This is a genomic window from Imperialibacter sp. (genome assembly GCF_048007035.1).
GTDB lineage: Bacteria > Bacteroidota > Bacteroidia > Cytophagales > Cyclobacteriaceae > Imperialibacter.
Genome location: NZ_CP180355.1, coordinates 5,838,952 through 5,856,723, shown reverse-complemented (window position 1 = coordinate 5,856,723; position 17,772 = coordinate 5,838,952). Strand labels below are relative to the sequence as shown.

At 46.8% G+C, this 17,772-nt stretch carries 10 protein-coding genes; 2 read left to right on the top strand and 8 right to left on the bottom strand.

Annotated elements, in window-relative coordinates; all coding sequences use genetic code 11:
• Positions 1-50: 50 nt before the first annotated feature.
• From ACMVP2_RS24980 to ACMVP2_RS24945, 8 genes are all read right to left on the bottom strand, one after another.
• On the bottom strand, positions 51-3,191 hold the full coding sequence (locus tag ACMVP2_RS24980) for an efflux RND transporter permease subunit (protein WP_416865583.1): 3,141 nt from the start codon (positions 3,189-3,191) through the stop codon (positions 51-53).
• 34 nt (positions 3,192-3,225) lie between these two features.
• Positions 3,226-4,347 (bottom strand): efflux RND transporter periplasmic adaptor subunit, encoded by a 1,122-nt coding sequence (locus ACMVP2_RS24975; protein WP_416865582.1) that lies wholly within the window; start codon positions 4,345-4,347, stop codon positions 3,226-3,228.
• A gap of 23 nt (positions 4,348-4,370) precedes the next feature.
• The gene (locus ACMVP2_RS24970; protein WP_416865581.1) at positions 4,371-5,726 is read right to left on the bottom strand and encodes a TolC family protein; all 1,356 of its coding nucleotides are present in this window, start codon (positions 5,724-5,726) and stop codon (positions 4,371-4,373) included.
• A 55-nt stretch (positions 5,727-5,781) separates the two neighbouring features.
• Entirely contained in the window at positions 5,782-6,399 is a 618-nt protein-coding gene (locus ACMVP2_RS24965) for a TetR/AcrR family transcriptional regulator (RefSeq protein WP_416865580.1), read from the bottom strand.
• Between the two features lie 156 nt (positions 6,400-6,555).
• On the bottom strand, positions 6,556-10,344 hold the full coding sequence (locus ACMVP2_RS24960) for a PKD domain-containing protein (protein WP_416865579.1): 3,789 nt from the start codon (positions 10,342-10,344) through the stop codon (positions 6,556-6,558).
• A gap of 170 nt (positions 10,345-10,514) precedes the next feature.
• A complete protein-coding gene (locus ACMVP2_RS24955; protein WP_416865578.1) occupies positions 10,515-12,263 on the bottom strand; it encodes a hypothetical protein in 1,749 nt (582 codons plus the stop codon).
• Positions 12,264-12,399: 136 nt separating this feature from the next.
• Positions 12,400-12,900: an SRPBCC family protein gene (locus ACMVP2_RS24950; RefSeq protein ID WP_416865577.1), complete on the bottom strand. Its 501-nt coding sequence runs from the start codon at positions 12,898-12,900 to the stop codon at positions 12,400-12,402.
• A 67-nt stretch (positions 12,901-12,967) separates the two neighbouring features.
• On the bottom strand, positions 12,968-13,879 hold the full coding sequence (locus ACMVP2_RS24945) for a helix-turn-helix domain-containing protein (RefSeq protein WP_416865576.1): 912 nt from the start codon (positions 13,877-13,879) through the stop codon (positions 12,968-12,970).
• A gap of 332 nt (positions 13,880-14,211) precedes the next feature.
• Between ACMVP2_RS24945 and ACMVP2_RS24940 the strand changes: the two genes are divergently transcribed.
• Complete coding sequence (locus ACMVP2_RS24940; RefSeq protein WP_416865575.1) at positions 14,212-17,271, top strand: PAS domain S-box protein; 3,060 nt, start codon at positions 14,212-14,214, stop codon at positions 17,269-17,271.
• 284 nt (positions 17,272-17,555) lie between these two features.
• Entirely contained in the window at positions 17,556-17,741 is a 186-nt protein-coding gene (locus ACMVP2_RS24935) for a general stress protein CsbD (RefSeq protein WP_152000033.1), read from the top strand.
• Positions 17,742-17,772 lie beyond the last annotated feature (31 nt).

The following is a 17,772-nucleotide window of genomic DNA, read 5'->3' as shown; positions in this document are numbered from 1 at the left end:
CTGGAAACTACTTTCCAGGCGCTTTGGTAACTCATAAAATCAAGTGACAACTACAATGCTGCCTTCTTCATTTTCCTCCGGTAAGCAATTTTCGAGATAGCCACGTACAGCACCGGCACCACAAAGATGGCCAGGGAACTGGCTGCTACCATCCCTCCTGCCACCGTCCAGCCAATGGTTTTTCTGGCTTCAGCACCTGCACCAGTGGAAATCGCAAGGGGCAGCACACCCAAAATGAACGCCAGCGACGTCATGATAATGGGCCGCAGACGCAGCCTTACAGCTTCCAGCGTTGATTCTATAATGTCCCCCCCTGCGTCAACTCGCTCTTTTGCAAATTCCACAATCAGAATGGCGTTCTTGGCTGCCAGCCCTATCAGCGTAATCAAGCCAATCTGAGCATAGATATTGTTCGTAAGTCCTGGTAGAAATGTCAGCGTCAGGATAGAGCCAAACGCCCCAATGGGCACGGCAAACAACACCGAAAATGGTATCGACCAGCTTTCGTAGAGCGCCGCCAGAAACAGGAAGACAAAGACGATGGACACAAGAAATATGATGCTCTGGGTGTTTCCAGCCTTTACTTCCTCGTAGCTCATGCCACCAAACTCATAACTATAACCCGTTGGGAGTACTTCAGCTGCAACTTCCTGCAACGCCTTGATAGCATCGCCGCTGCTATAACCTGGAGCGTAAGTGCCGAGAATCTCAGCCGACCGGTAGATATTATAGTGTGAGATGAGCGCTGGAGTTTCTATCACCTTCGTGGTAATGAGCGCACTCAATGGCACCATCTCACCCATGCTGTTTTTCACAAAGTACTTACCGATGTCATCGATGTCTTTTCTATAGACAGTATCGGCCTGGGTTACCACTCTAAAGTTTCTTCCATAAATATTAAAATCGTTCACGTAGCTGCTTGCCAGCAAAGTCGACAATGTACCATAGGCCTGGGCCACGTTAACGCCCATCTTTTTTGCCTTTTCCTTGTCAAGATCGACCTGGTAAGCTGGTGTGCGAGCCGAAAAGAACGAGTAGGCGGCGGCTATCTCAGGTCGCTGATTGGCTGCCGCAATAAACTTTTGCATGGTCGCCTCAAAACCGAAGATATCGTCGGGGCTGCTGGTCTGCAAGAGCTCAAAAGTGAATCCTGAAGACCTTCCAAGACCAGGAATAGGCGGAGGTGCAATCGCCAGCACCCTTGCTTCCTTGATATCAGAAGTCATGGCCATGACCTGCCCAATAATTTTTTCCACACTCTCCGTTTCCGGATCACGCTCGTCCCAATGCTTTAAGTTTACAAACAGTGTTCCGACGTTCGATTTGTTAGAAAAAGTTAGAATGTTCAGTCCAGCCAGCCCCCCTACTACCTCCAGCGATGGCAGGGTCATGATGCGCTTTTGAAGCTCCAGCTGCATTTCAATACTGCGATTCGTGGAGGTGCCTTCTGCCATTTCATAGGTCACATAAAAGCGTTTTTCGTCTTCAGTAGGAATAAAGCCTGTCGATTTATTTTGGAACAGAAAGAAAAGCCCAACGAAGAGGCAAATCATCATCACCAGCACATACGGAGTTCCCTTGATCCACCTTCTCACCCCGTTTGTATACGAACCCGCCACTTTGTCGAACCAGCGGTTGAAACGGCTGAAGAACCACTCCAGGCCTTTCTTGCTTTTTGACTGATCAGATGGCCTCAACAGCAGCATACATAACGCCGGCGTCAAAGACAGAGCAACGAAGGCAGAGATCAACACCGAAATAGCAATGGTAATAGCAAACTGCTGATAAAGTTTTCCAATTATTCCCGGAACAAAGCCAACCGGAACAAACACCGCAGCCAGAATCAATGCAATGGCTATTACAGGTGCAGAGATTTCCTTCATCGATTTGATGGTAGCATCCTTCGCTGAAAGCTTGTGCGTGTCCATATTGTGCTGAATCGACTCCACCACCACAATGGCATCGTCTACCACAATTCCAATGGCAAGCACGAACGCAAACAGGGTAAGCGTATTAATCGTAAAGCCAAAGGGAATGAAGAAGATAAATGTGCCAATCAGCGACACTGGGATCGCCAGGATGGGAATCAAAGTGGCCCTGAAGGTCTGAAGAAAGAGGAACACCACCAGAATCACCAAAATCATGGCTTCCATCAGCGTAAAAGCCACTTCTTTAAGTGATACTTCCACAACAGAGGTTGTTTCCAACGGAATCAGATAATCCACGTCTTTGGGGAAATTGGCTTTAAGCTGCGCAAGCGTTTCCCGCACGCCCTTGTTTGCTTCCAGCGCATTGGCACCCGGCTCGAGATAAAGCAGCACAAATGAGGCTGGCTTACCCATCACAAAGGGGTGGTTACCATAGCTGGCCTTGGCCAGCTCTACCCTGGCAATGTCCTTTAGGTAAACCATATTTCCCGTGACAGGGTTGGTTTTCACCACAATATCTTCAAAGTCTTCAACCGTGCTTATCCTGCTGTTTGTCAGTATATTAAACTCAAATGTTTGGGTCGAAGCCTGAGGCGTGCTGCCAATTGTTCCTGCCGAAATCTGAAGATTTTGTTCCTGCAGGGCTGCATTCACTTCAGCCGGGGTAATCTTGAGGTTAGCCAGTTTTTGAGGGTCTAACCAAATACGCATACCAAAATCGTCGCCCACTGAAAAGATATCTCCCACTCCCTTTACCCGAAGGAGGGCATCTTTCATGTAGATATTGGCGAAGTTGCCAAGGAAAGTAGCATCATGTGTGCCTTCTGGAGAGTATAGGCCGAGCGCCATAAAAATGCTCGGGTTCCTTTTGCGCACCGTAAGTCCCAACCTCCTTACAATCTCAGGAAGGGTGGGCTCAGCCACACTTACCCGGTTTTGGACGTCGAGCGTAGCAATATCAATATTAGTACCTATATCGAATGTGACGGTGACGCCACTCACTCCGCTGCTGGTGCTGTTGCTCGACATGTACGTCATGCCAGGCGTACCGTTGATTTGCGTTTCAATGGCAGTGGTGGTGGTTTGCTCCACCGTCTCAGCGTCAGCTCCTATGTAAACGCCGTTTACGGCAACAGTTGGAGGTGTGATATCGGGATATTGGGAGATGGGCAATGTGCTCATCGCAATTAGACCAACCAGCACAATCACGATAGATATGACGATGGCGGTTACGGGTCTTTTTATAAAAACATCTGCGACCATTTTTTCTTGATTGAATAGATTCTGGTTGAATTATTTACTTCGCTGCGGCAGGTGAGGCAACGGTGATGGCGGCTCCCTCTCTAAGATTCTGAACACCCTCTACTGCAATTACCTCTCCTTGCTTCAAACCATCGGCAACGACGACGTTGCTGCCAATTTGTTTCCCCAGCTTCACCCGCCTTTGCGACACCTTGCTGCCGTCAGACACGTAGACAAAAAATTCGCCCAGCTGCTCTGTCACGGCTTTGAAAGGTATGGTGATGGATTTGCCGGACACGTTCGACAGCACTTGCAGACTGCCACTCATTCCCGGGCGTAACATGTGCTCTGGGTTTGGCATTTCCACCCGAATTTTGATGGTGCCCGTTTGTGGATCTACCGCCCTGTCGATAAAGCTTAGCTTTCCAAAATGCGGGTACAAAGACTTGTCAAGCACCAGTCTGAAAGTGGAATCGGCGGCGTTATCACTGCCTTTCGCCAATATCTGGCTAAAGCCACCAATTTTACTTTGATCTATAACTACATCCACTGCCATGGGATCATCGGAAGAAATAGTGTTAAGCAGCGTTTGGCCTGGCGTTACCGACGCACCAAGCTTTACTGCTGAAATGCCAATGGTTCCGTCAAATGGCGCCACAATCGTTGAGTAGCGCACATTGGTTTGCACGCTGTTCACAGTGGCTTTCGCTGCTTCTACAAGTTGCTTGGCTGAGGTGTAGGCCGATTCAGCATAATCTACCTGCTGCTTGGCAATCGCATCGTCTTTTTCAAGCTCTTTATATCTTTCAAAATCCTTTTTTGCTTTGTCGAGATTAGCCTCCTGCACAGCCAGGTTTGCCAATGCCTGGCTATATGCCGCCTGCGACTGCTGCTGATCGATGGTGTAGAGCTTCTGCCCTTTTTTTACTTTGTCACCTTCTTTAAAGAAGATTCCCGTGATATAACCACTCACCTGTGGACGAAGCTCAACTTCCTGCAAAGCCTTCACAGTAGCCGGGTATTCTTCATAAAAAGGTGCGATTGCATAGTTGACCTCTTGCACGGTAACGGCAACCGGGCCCCGTGCCGGCCTTCCTTGTTGATTGTTACTTCCGCATCCTGCGGCGATTAGCAGTAAGCCAAAGACAAAAAAGATGTAAATTTTATTCACTGACATGTATGGTTGAGTAATTAAAAGAATTAATAATTGATTTGGCCCAGGGCTTTCAGCACATCCATTTTGCTGGCAAGCACCATATACAGGGCATTGTAATAATTGATGCGGGTTGTTCTCAGGTCACTCTCTGCGATAGTGACTTCGAGGTAGGTTTTTACACCACTTTGATATTGAAGCTGAATGATGTCATAGACTTCCTCAGCAAGTTCAACATTGTCCTTTTGTGCCTGATAGAGTGCCAGATTGCTTTTGTAGGAAGCCAGTGCCCTGGTGTACTCAGTATTGATATTACTTTTCAGGTTTTTCAGTCCAAGGTCTAATCGACTGTTCGACAAATTAGCCTCCTGAATTTTCACTAACCTCTTGCCTCCTTGTAAAATTGGCAGAGCCAGCGAAGCCCCAACAAAAGAAAACGGATACTTTGTGTTGTACAAATCGCTGAAGTTATTGTTTTGATAGTTAAGGTTATAGTTACCAAACAAGCTAACAGAAGGCAAAAAAGCCCATTTGCTGTACTTCACGTTGGCTTCCTGAAGGTTTTTCTGTGACTGCATGATCTTAAAGTCGATATGATCAGCATAGTTCACCTCTTGGGTTGTATCGAGGGCTATTTCCTCTTCCATCAAAAGCGGATCATATTGCACCGGCAGGTTCTGATCAAGGGGATAGCCCATCAGCGTTTTCAGGTACTCTTGCTTGAACTTAAGCAGCTCCTGATTCGTCTTCAAAGAGGCTTTGGCGTTGGTCAGCAAAATAGTGGCTCTTTTGTAGTCCGTTTTATCCGACACACCAGAATTATACCGGCTTTGGGCATCCTTCAGACTCCGTTCCAGCCTGACGATTGACTCCTCGCTTACCTCAATTTGCTGCATCATGGCCAGGGCATCATAAAATGCTTTGGTCACATTCACCACCACATCAATCTTACTGCGGCTGGTATTGAGGCCAGCCTGACTTCGCACCTGGGAAGCTGTGCTACTGGCCAATAACACATCTCTGTTGAAGACAGCCTGCGTAGCACTGAACTGCGCTGATGACGTATTGTTAACGCCAAACCTGATCAGGTTTCCTCCTATTACGCTTGACTGCAGATCGATGAAGCGTTGATAGTTATAGGTAAAATTGACCTGAGGATACCAGTCGGCCAGCTTCCCTTTGATAGCCTTGTCGGTAATTTCTTCGTCAATCTGGGCCTGCTGCACGTTCGGCTGGTGTGCCAGGGCATATTCTACCACCTTGTCAAGGGTAGCTACCTCCAGCGGGTCGCCGCTTTGGCCCGTCGATAAAGAGGTATTCAATAAAATGAACACAAATGTCAGCATCGACATCCTGATGGATGCTTTTTGAAACAAATGTGCTTTCCGTAGAAAAAGCTGCATACTCAAATTTGTTCTTAAAAGTTTATTAATAAGTTACTGGTTGAAGAAGAAGTCACTAGCTAACTGATGGCATTTCTTCATTAAAAATGGTCATATAAATAACCTGTTTTCGTTCAAGCAAAAATTCGTGGTAAGCCTCTTCCGTCATGCCGTGAATAGTTCTTAAAATAGGCTTAGCCAGCATTGGATAGTTGCATAACGCAATAAGGTTAACCAAAAAATGTTCGGGCGTAATGGGCGCCAGCCTTCCCTGCTGGATTTCCTCGGCGAGCTGATCACGAATCAAGTCACTTGATCGGGACTGATTCCTGGCGCAATAGGCTTCAGTTCTATCCTTGTTTCTTACCGTTTCGCTGATGATGAAGTTTTCCAGGTATGGATACGTCATGTTGTAAGTAATGATCGCATCAATGTACCTGGCTATCTTTTCCCTAAACGGCAGGTCGAATGACAGAATGTTTTTTACCCGTTCTCGCTTTTCTTCCATCGCTTCGTCTAGCAGAATACTCAGCATATGCTCCCTCGACCTGAAGTAGTAATGGATCAAAGCCCTGTTCACCCCAGCAGCGTCAGCAATTTCCTGCGTAGTTGTTTTGATCAGCCCTTTCTTAAAAAACAGCTCTTTGGCCTTCGCTTTGATCACCTGCTCAGTCTGTGCTTCTTCGATTTTCATGAACGAAAGCTCTTTACTTTTTTGTTTAACATTTTTGTTAACGCAAGCTTTGGCTTTTAGTTCAGAAAGAGCAAAAGAAAAATTCAAGTGGTTGCTGACAGTGATTCACGGCAGTAGAGTATAACAGGGCAGCGCCTTTACCGTCCACCTTTAGTATTACCTGACAAGGTGAAGGTAGCCCTTCACCTTTTTTTCAGGCCGCAGCTCGTTGGCAAGTTGATAGAAGTAAACACCGGCGGCCAGTTCTCCTCCCTCCCAGTCATTTACATATCCTTCCCTGCGAAAGACCTGGTTGCCCGACCTTGAGTAAATTTCAAGTGTCCATAAGCCGTTTTCCACGCCAGGCAGGTAAAGAGAGTTATTGAAACTGTCGTTGTTTGGAGAAAATGCATTGGGGAGATCGGTGACTTCCTCTTGCACAAAAAACGAATGGACAACAGCAGAGCCGCATCCCACGGTGTCTTTTGTAAAAAGCGTCACATCGTTGTCTCCATAGTTTTCGAAGGAAACGGCCACTTCATTCCCCTCCCACTCTATGCCATCAATCAACCAGAAGTACCCCAAACTATCTGAGTCCTCCGTCACAGAGACTACCACTTCCTCATGGGTGAAAGGGTACATTTCACTGATTGTAAAGTCGGACTCGGGCCCGGGTGCCACGGCGATGGCAGGTGACACCTGATAGGGCACAGTGCAGCCTTGTGAATTGATGAAGACCAGGTTTAAAAAATAGTTCCCAGCTTCATCATATGCTCTGTTTATAGAACTGCTTTGCGTATCCACCACGTCTCCATCGCCAAAATCCCATCTGTAAGTCGATGTGTTTGTGCCATGTGCTTCAAACAGTATATCAAACCCTTCGCAAGTACTCAAACTATCAAAGTCAAGCGAACCATAGGGGCCGCCTACGCTGACTATAGTGTCTTTTGTAACGCTGCTCGTGCAGCCATACCCATCAACTACAGAGAGTGACACTGAGTAGTCGCCCGGAATGAGATAAGTCACCACCGGCTGAGCCAGTGCCGATGTTTGCCCATCGCCGAAATCCCACTGGTAAGAGGCAATGCCATCTCCCGACTTATCCTGAAAGGTGGTGATCAGCGGTGGGCATTCGGTAAAAGTATTGACAGCCTCGAACTTAGCCTGCGGCTGCGCAACAATGACTTCTTTGATCGCTGGTTCTTTGCTCAGGCATCCATCAACGTCCTGCGCAAGAAGCTTGATGGTGTAACTGCCCGGCGTCTTGTAAGAAACAACCGGCCCCAGCTCAGTGGATGTGCTGCCATCTCCGAGTTCCCAGCTATAACCGACGGCGTTCATCGATATGTTTTCTAACGTCAACGTATCATTCACACAATACGCATCGGCTTCCGTCATGAACCTGGGAATCGGCTTAACAAACGAAATAACGTTTTCTCTGAATATTGAGCACGTGCCTTCAGTATTTGTCAGTGTCAGCCCGATATTGTAGTTCATCTCGTCGTAGTAGGCATGTACGGGGTTTTGCAATGTTGACGAGTCGCCGTCTCCAAAACTCCATTCCCAGGCGACTATGTCGGGGGATCCTCTGGAGAAGTCTTTGAAGTCAACCACGAGAGAGTCACATTTATTATTTGTGATAAAACTGAATGCACCGTCGATGTCCAATACCCTGATGACATCTTCTTTTTTTATGGTAGAAGTACACTCGTCGGGGTCGGTAACAGTCAACTCTGCTCCAAAGTAGCCCGCATCATAATAGATTTGAATCGGATTGGTGACATCCGACCTGGTGCCATCAGAAAACGTCCAGACCCAGTGTTCGGCATCAGTTGATGCATCGTTAAATTGAACAGGAATACCTTTACATATCGTGGTGTCGGTGGTGGAAAAATCGGCCCGAACGTTGTAAATGCTTACTCCCTGCTCGACCGATACCACGCAGGACGTTTCATTGTTGAATGCGGTAGCTTTCAATGTATAAGTGCCCCGGCCTGGATAGGTGTGCGATGGGGCTATTTCGTTGCTCTTAGTGCCGTCGCCAAACTCCCATGTGATGCCATCGTAGTCACTTGAAAAGTTGCTGATGTTAATCGTGTTAGGATCGTCGCAGCTTTTCGAAAAGTCAAAACCAACAAAAGGGTTCAATACCTCTATTAGTTCTGTTTTAACAATCTCGTCTTCACAACCGGCATTTTTTGCTTTTAGCTTCACCGTGTACAACCCAGGCCGTTCATAACTATGTACCGGGTTCTCTTCAATAGTCCCTGTGCTGTCACCAAAGTCCCAGCAATAAAAAGTAGCATTCAGGGATTCGCTCCTGAAGTTGATTGGTTCCCAGGCACAAACAACCTGCTTGCTGACAGTGAAGGCCGCTGTTGGCACTGTAGATGACACTACCACGTCCACTTCTCTTCGGCTTGTGCAACCAGATGCGCTTGTCGCCAGTAGCACAACCTCATAGGTTCCCGGCTGAGCGAAAACGTGTACTGGGTTGGCTTCCGTAGTCGACGTATTGTCGCCAAAGGTCCAGAGTAAAGAGTAGCTTTCACTTGCCTCTGTTACAGAAGTAAACGGAAGTGTGAACGGTGCGCAGCCCGACAGCGAAATTTCGCTACAGCTTTGCTGGTCTTCGGGAAGAATCTTTGTATCGACAATATGAACCACCTCAACTTGCTGACTCAGCGATTCTTCGCAGCCCACATCGCTATAGCTGGTTAAAGTCACCTGATACAACCCCGGAGCGGCGTAAGCATGAATGGGTGACTCGTCTTCCGAGGTCATTCCATCACCAAAGTTCCAACTCCATCGGTTACTGTTGGTCGAGCTATTCGAAAACTGGATTTGAAGTGAGCACTTTTGCTGGGCGGTAAACGACGGTGCTGCATCTGCCCCCACGATGATCTCTTTAACTGTTTTTGCTTCACAAGCCTGCCCTTGTAGCTGGGCCGTGAGCACTACCTGATATTTGCCCGGCTCGCTGAAGGTGGTGACCGGAGAAGCTGCATCGGATGTCTTCCCGTTTCCAAAATCCCAGTGTTGGGAGAGTATCGCCTTGTCAGATGTTGCTATGAAGTAAACCTGGTTGCCAACACAAGTCTGTGAAGCAGACGCTGTGAAAGAGATACCAGCACCGCTGCCAATTAGAACTGAAAGCTGCTGAGTATCCTGGCAGCCTTTTTCATCAGTTGCAGTCATTGTCACCTTATAATCGCCTGCGGTTGAGTAGGTATGGGGCGGGTTTTGAGCTGTGCTGCTGCTGCCATCGCCAAAGTCCCATTTGTAACCGACGTTCTGGCCCGAGCCGGCCACACCTGAGCCGGTCACAGCCGCACTAAAGCTCACTTGTGCTGGCGTTTCGCACAAAACGGTCTTATCAGCCCCGATAGTTGCTTTGATACCGTAGGCCTTGATGATAGCACTTTTTGAAACAGTGCTTTCGCAGCCAAATTGGTCTTTTGCCACAAGTGTAACAGAGTAGTCGCCCTGGCTTTTGTAAGTGTTCGTAGGTGCCTCCTCATTGCTGGAGCTGCCATCCCCAAAAACCCACTCGAAAGACTGCAGGGTCTTTCCTGCTGTTAGGCTCTTAGCAGCAAAAGACACTGGCAACGGGCTGCACCCCTCAGCAGGGGAAAACGAAAAATCAATGGAAGGCTTATCATGTACCACAATGTCCATCGTTTTAGTCCCCAAAGTAGTGGCGCCAGATTTAGCCACCAATGTCACCTGAAATGTACCAGAAGCGGTATATACTGCGCTGGGGTTTTGAAGTACGGAGCTATTTCCATTGCCAAAAGTCCACTGATAGTTAGTGATCGGGCTTGCAGTGGATTTGTCAGTAAAATTGACTGTCAGTGGGACACAGCCTTCCGAAAAATCGACTGAAAAATCGACGCTTTGCGCAAGGCAGGACAAAGGAGCCAGACAAAGGGAAAACAGCAGATACTTCATGAATGAACGACTCATTCAAATATATAGGAAAAATACACAACTGATTGAATGCTAAATATACGGTGTTCAAATTATTTGGCATAATAATACATTCCATTAACACATGAATGCTTGCATGCTATCTCACGCAAAGAACGCATTAAGATTCACTAACGACAACAAGCAAACAATACCTTTCCTGGAGCTTAACCTTCGTTCAAATAGTAACCCTCCCACAGCCCCTGAAAGAACCTTCTGGCATTCACACCAAGCACCTTGTTCTTGTAGCCACCTTCCTGAATAACTAAAGTAGGCAACTTGAGTGCGGCAATCATTTTACCGTTGATAGCAAAATCGTCCGGTGACAGCAACCACGTGCCGGAGGGATCGCCCTTAGCGATATCAAGACCGAGTGCTATCACAACGTAATCTGGTTTGTACTTTTTTATGGCCTCAAGTGCTTTCTTCAACGCCTTATGATAGGCCGGCCCCTCTACACCCTTGGGCAAAGCGATGTTGAGGTTAAACCCTTCGCCCTCCCCTTCGCCAGTTTCGTCAGTAAACCCGGTGAAGTTGGGATAGGCGTATTCTGGATCGCCATGAATAGAGACTGTAAAAACATCAGACCTATGATAGAATATGTCCTGCTGGCCATTACCATGGTGATAGTCAATATCGAGGATCACCACTTTTTTACCGTTTTTGCTCAGGTAATGCGCCGCCACTGCGTTGGAGTTCAGGTAGCAAAAGCCGCCAAAATATTTCCGCTCGGCGTGATGCCCCGGAGGCCTCACCAGGGCATAGGCCATAGGTTGCCCGCTCAAAACGACATCAGCGGCAGTGAGTGCACAGTTCACGGCACCTCTGGCAGCCTTGTAGGCATTAGCATTGAGTGGTGTAGAGGTGTCGATACAATAGTAGCCTATTTGAAGCTCAATGTCCTTCGGAAGCCTGGCTGCATTTCTGATGGGAAAGACATCGCCATACATGGTAGTGGTTTCACCGATCCATTCACAAATCTTTTTAAGAAATTTGAGGTATTGCTTGTCATGTACTGCCTCAATATGGCTGTCCGGATACTGCCTGACTGGCGTATCCTTAAAGATGACGGTCTTCCTCAGTTCCTTCAAAATGGAAGTTACCCGCACCGGCGATTCAAGATAGCCTCTTTCCCTCACGTGATGAATCAAGTGCCCTTCGTTCACTACCAGCGCTATTTGTTTGTCGGCAGGAATAGAAACCCTGGCAGATTCCACTGGTTCGGATTTAACATATTTAAAAGGGCGTAGCGCAATTGATCCCTTTATCGACCGTAGCACCTGACCAACGTATTCATCAGATACTTTTCCTCTGGCCTTGTTTTCCAGTATGGCTGAAACAATACTCTTGCAAAGCTGAGCTGAAAGGTGATCTTTCTTGCCTAACCCATCAAAAACGAGGTAAAAGTAGGACTCATCGTCACGGCGCAGGTCATAGCAGAAGCCCTCAAGTGGCCGTGCTCCGTACTTTTCATAAAATTTCAGCCTGGCCTGGTTTTGCTTGTGCTCGGCACCGTCAACGGCCCACTCCCGCTTGTCAGTTAAACAATCGAAGAACACCCCTACAGCCGAAATGCTATGCGCTTCGTCTCTCAGGCGCTCATAAAGGGCCCCGCCAATTCCCCCGCTGATGCGGTGCTTGTTGGTAGCGATGAAGTCCAGAAATATAAAATTGTCCTTCAGAAAATGGGAAGCGATGGCCACTCCAAGCACCTGCTTATCCCTTCCCTCGGCAATAATCACAACCGATCGGTAGGGCTTTACGGCGTGCTCTCCGGCATCGTGCAGCAATTCATCGGCTTCCTTTTCGCTCATGTAGGGAAACTGGGAGAGCAAAATTGCCCTGCACTGTTCAAGCGCAACGATGTTATATTCTGTGGTGTGATCGTAAATTCGACGAATGGAGTTAAGACCCATACTTTAAAGCAGTTAGTTAGCCATTTTGTGGCGCAAAGCTACTTTAAGTATAGGTCAGTTGCAGCTATGAATCGGTATTATCTTTCGCTGCCAATCCTCTTCACACCGTTCGGAAATATACCTGCAAAGTCTGGGATCAAGCTGTAATGACGTTCGTGATTTCCATCCTTTTATTTCGCAAGTCCAGCCCTCCTTCCAGTACGGACTTTAAATTCGCCAGGTAAAAAATCCAGCCCCTTGAATCACCCACAAAATGCTTCATCGCTGTGTCGTCATCCAGAGGCAGCCCGCTTTCGATCAATTGAACAATTAACTCGCCAGCTTCCTCGTACATATTGATAGTTACAGGACATTTCATAGAAAAAGTGAAACTAAAAAGGTCTTTACCATTGGCTTTCAGCACTGTCCCTTTCTCTACCACACTATCAGGATAGCCATGCCAATACCACTCATACGTATCACCTTCTTCAATAAGTGCATCCTTTGGTTTTTCCTTTCCAGCCTTGTCCCTGAATAGTGCTTTTCTCAAAAACCACTTCTCCAAACCACCGGGTGTTGCCCAGCAGTTGTAAACTTCATCTACCGGGGCGTTGATGTTTACCCTCAGTTTGAACTGACTCCATTGATCTCTTTCCATCTTATTGTGTTTTTTTTTTCAAAAGTAGTCTCACCAACTCGCTCCGACTTATCGAAAATGGAGAATTTTAGCGCAGCCTCATTTGTCGCCGGTAACGCCCGGGCGATTCACCATATGCTCTTTTGAACAGACTAGTGAACGAAGGAACACTATCGAAGCCTACCGCCTGACAAATCTCAGAAACCGGCAGATCCGTCTCTTCCAATAGTTTCTCTGCCCTCTCTAACCGCATTGTGGTCAAAAAGTGGTGGGGTGTAATTTGATAGGCTCTCTTGAAAAGCCTGAGGAAATGCTGTTTATCGAGCATGGCTACGTCAGCTGCTTGTTGCAAGTCAACAGCCTGCTGAAGGTTATTCGCCATCCATTCCCGGGCGACAGCCAATCGCTTGTATAGCACTATTTTAGTGACAGTCTTCACAACTTTGAGCTCCCTGGAAATTTGAAGTGCATTTTGGTTCTCACCTATCAGGCTATCCAATATGGACCGCACTACCATGTCGGCTTTTAAAGAGTGAAAAGAAGCACAACTGTTTCCAAGCTCCATCAGGAGTTGAAACTGTTGTCTGAGCGAAGCATTCATGAAATGTACGTGCTCCACGAGCGAAAAATCCTCTTCACCAACCGGTGACCAACCGGCGGTTTCATCGCCGCTTTTCAGAAGTCCGTTCCATAACAGCTTTGAAAGTGTTGCGTCAAAGTACAGCAAGGCGACCAGGGTATCGTCCCGTTCCAGCTCAAACGACAGCTCGCTTCCTTTGTTAACCACCAGAAAGCTATCCTCATTTATTGCTATCACCTCCCTATTAATCCGAAACGTTGCCTCACCGCTCATTACCACCGCTACCCCCAATCCCGTGATGTGTGCGGGAACCACCGCCCCTTTGCTTCCCATATATTGGCAAAGAGTGTGATCAGTAAATACAGGCACTGCGTTGTCCTGCCTCCAAAAGTTGAACGTTGCCGACTGCCTTAGCTGCATAGGTGTCTATTTCGGAATCGTGCATATCGCATCAGATGAACTTGTCCCGAAAATAGCAAATTGACAATAAACTACTCCTTGAAGAGCAGAACTTGAAGGGTAAAAGGATTTGCCGGTACCTGTGAAAACGCCTGTCCTACGATGGTTAAGATCGGTAATTGAGTGTTTCAATAAGACATAACAGTATATTCTCCTATATTTATAACAATCATCCCCCATAGATAGTCTCTATGTTGCTTAGGTGTTCCTTTGCTCTACACCTTCGCCCAGAATTCAATAGAGGTCTTGTAAAGTTGTCTTAACACAGAGCTCTGGTAGTGTAAAAAGTATTTATGCCAAAAAAATCCTTCGATCGTGAAATGAAGACTGCCGACAATTTGAAATCGTTAGTTGCAGATCATATTGGAGCAATGCTTGTCTATTGGGACAAAGACCAAATTTGCAGGTTTGCCAACAACGCCTACAGAGAGTGGATAGGCATGAGTCTGGAGCAAATGGTGGACAAAGTAACATTGCAAGAATTATTAGGCCCATTTTACGAACAAAACCTACCTTTTATAACAGGGGCACTTGAAGGCCTTGCTCAGCAATTTGAAAGAGAGACCACAGTTCCATCGGGAGAAACACGTCACGTAAAGGCCAACTACTATCCAGACGTTTCTAATGGCGAAGTGAAAGGCTTTTTTGCTTATATAATCGATATCACCGAAGCAAAAAGTTTGGAAAGCGAACTAAAATCTTCCGAGCTTAAATTTCGAGGTCTGTTGGAAAGCGCTCCTGATGCCATAGTATTGGTGGATGAAACTGGCAGCATCAACATGGTGAACGCTATGTGCGAAAAGCTTTTTGGCTACACCAGAGATGAATTGCTTGGCAAACCAATAGAAATACTGATCCCGGAACGCTTCAGAAAGGCTCACCCCGGCCAGCGCTCCGGATTCTTTGCTAACCCTCACGCCAGGCCCATGGGCGAAGGGCTTGAACTTTTTGGGTTGAAAAAAAACGGCATTAAATTTCCGGTTGAAATTAGCATCAGCCCGATCGAGTTGCCGGAGGGCATGTTCGTGTCGGCAGCCATCAGGGACATTTCCTGGCGAAAAAAAGCGGAAGAGGAATTGCGTGCCTCAGAAATGAAGTTCAGAGGTTTGTTAGAAAGTGCTCCTGACGCAATGGTGATGGTGGATAAAAATGGGATTATCAATATGGTAAATTCCATGACCGAGGAGCTTTTTGGATATAAACGAGATACCTTGTTAGGGTGCCCAATTGAAACTCTTATCCCAGAACGCTTCAGAAAGGCTCACCCAGGCCAGCGCTCCGGGTTCTTTGCCAATCCTCACGCCAGGCCCATGGGCGAAGGGCTTGAACTTTTTGGGTTGAAAAAAAATGGCACTGAATTTCCGGTTGAGATTAGCATCAGCCCTATCGAGCTGCCTGAAGGAATGTTTGTGTCGGCAGCCATCAGGGACATTTCCTGGCGAAAGAGAGTTGAAGGAGAGGTAAATGCAAGCAACGAGCGAAACAAAATTTTTGTGGATCAATCGCCCAATGCCATTGCGATGTTCGACACTGAGCTTCGTTATATGGCTGCATCCAGGAAATGGATAGACGACTACGATCTATCGGGTCGGGACATTCTGGGACACTCGCACTACGAAATTTTTCCGGAAATCGGGGATGATTGGAAGAGAATTCATAAAGAGTGCCTGGCAGGAGCAATCAACACTTGCGAGGAGGCGTGTTTTAAAAGGGCTGACGGCACTGAGCAATGGATTACCTGGGATATTCGTCCCTGGTATATTTCTGAAGGAAAAATTGGTGGCTTGCTCATGTACACGGCCGACATAACACAGTCTAAGCTCAGGGATGTCGAAAAAAAGAGAGTTGAATACATTCTGGAAAAAACAAATCAAATAGCAAAAGTGTCAACCTGGGAGTTTGATGTTGACCGGGGAATCACCATCTGGGACGACATTGCCAATGATATTTTTGACCTCCCCCGGAGCACCCGGCCCGACAAAGACGCTATCATCAACTACTACGGGCAGGAAAGCAGAAACAAGCTGCTGGCGGCCACTGAAGAACTTGCAACAACAGGAAATCCCTATGACCTCGACCTAGAGGTAATTTCCGCCAAGGGAAACCAAAAGTGGTTAAGAATTATCGGAGAAGCTGAGTTTGCTGATGGGCGTTGCGTGAAGCGATATGGAATGATAGAGGACATTACCGACAGAAAACTGGCGGAAGAAGCGCTTCATAAAGCCAACGAAGAGCTTAATGCCATCTTTAATACCGGCCCCATCGCCATCATTGGCACAAACAAGAATGGAACAATCACCCACTTCAACCGTGGTGCAGAGCTAATGCTACAATATTCAGCCGAAGAAATGGTAGGGCTACAGACACCCCAACTAATTCATGTTGAAGAAGAAGTACTGAAACGGAGCACCGAGTTGACAACACTGTTTGGCCGGGAAATCAGTGGGTTTGATACGTTCGTTGAACTAGCCAAACAGGGTAACCACGAGTCCAGGGAGTGGACCTACGTAAGAAAGGACGGATCGAAATTCCCGGTTCAACTTATTGTCACAGCGCTTAGGAACCAGACGGAGGAAATTTCTGGCTTCATCGGTATTGCCACTAACATTACTGAAAGGGTTGAGGATCAGAAAAAGCTACTAGAGGCGAAAAACAACCTGGAAATTCTTGCCGAACGACTGACCAAGCAAAATTCCCAACTCACTAATTTCACGCACATTATATCGCACAACCTGCGATCTCCCGTTGGCAACCTTACGTCATTACTTCATCTGTATGAGATTTCAGAGGAAAAGGAAGAAAAAGAGCTGATATTCAGCAAATTTGAAATCGTTATCGAGCACCTTTCCTCTACGCTAAACACATTAATTAACACGTTAAAAATAAAAACAGAGGATGCCAATATACTGGAGCCTGTCAGCTTCGACGAAGTGCTTAGAAAGACAATGGAAATCATCACAGTTCAGATAGAAGAGTCGGAAATAGCCATTAAAAGTGATTTTTCCACTGTGGCCGAAATACAATACAACCGCAGCTACATGGAGAGCATTTTCCTCAACTTGCTTACCAACGCTGTTAAGTACCGGTCGGCAAAGAGAAAGCCTGAGGTGTCAATTTTTTCAACAAGTAAAAACGGAAAGGTAATCCTGAAATTCTCCGACAATGGTCTGGGCATCGATATGGACAAATTCGGTGACAAACTTTTCGGATTAAACAAAACGTTCCATGGCAATGATGAAGCGAAAGGAGTCGGTCTTTTTCTGACAAAAACGCAAATAGAGGCCTTGGGAGGCTCCATTACTGCTGAGAGTGAGCCAGGAAAAGGCACCACCTTCATCATTTCCTTTTCTTAAAGCTCTATCTAAGTGAAGGGCCAATGTCTCGTACTTGAAGATTTTAAAAAACTGCATACCACCCCTACTTCTTCACCACAACTGCAAAAAAGTTTACAATGTAGCTGGGGGATTTACCGCCTGGAAAACGATCGTTGGCGAGGTGAAGCAGGTGGAAGAAGTGTCACATGTGTCTTAAAAATCGAGCACCCCTCCTGCTGAAGAAAATGAGGAAAACCTACAACTCTATAATGTAAAATCCAAATAACAACAAATATTCCGCAAATATGCTTACCTTGCAGCATATGGAGATCGTTAGAAGCTGGAGAGAGCAAAAGGTAATGTTGAAATGGAGATTTCCTGACCTCAATGACAGCGACTTTTTCCTGGCCGATACTGACCGGGAAAGTATGCTGGTTAAGCTTGAAGAAAAGCTAAAAAAGACCAGAGCAGAACTGGAACACATATTCGCTGAACTTCAGCGTTACTAGATTTGTTCCTATTTAGAATCCACAACATGTA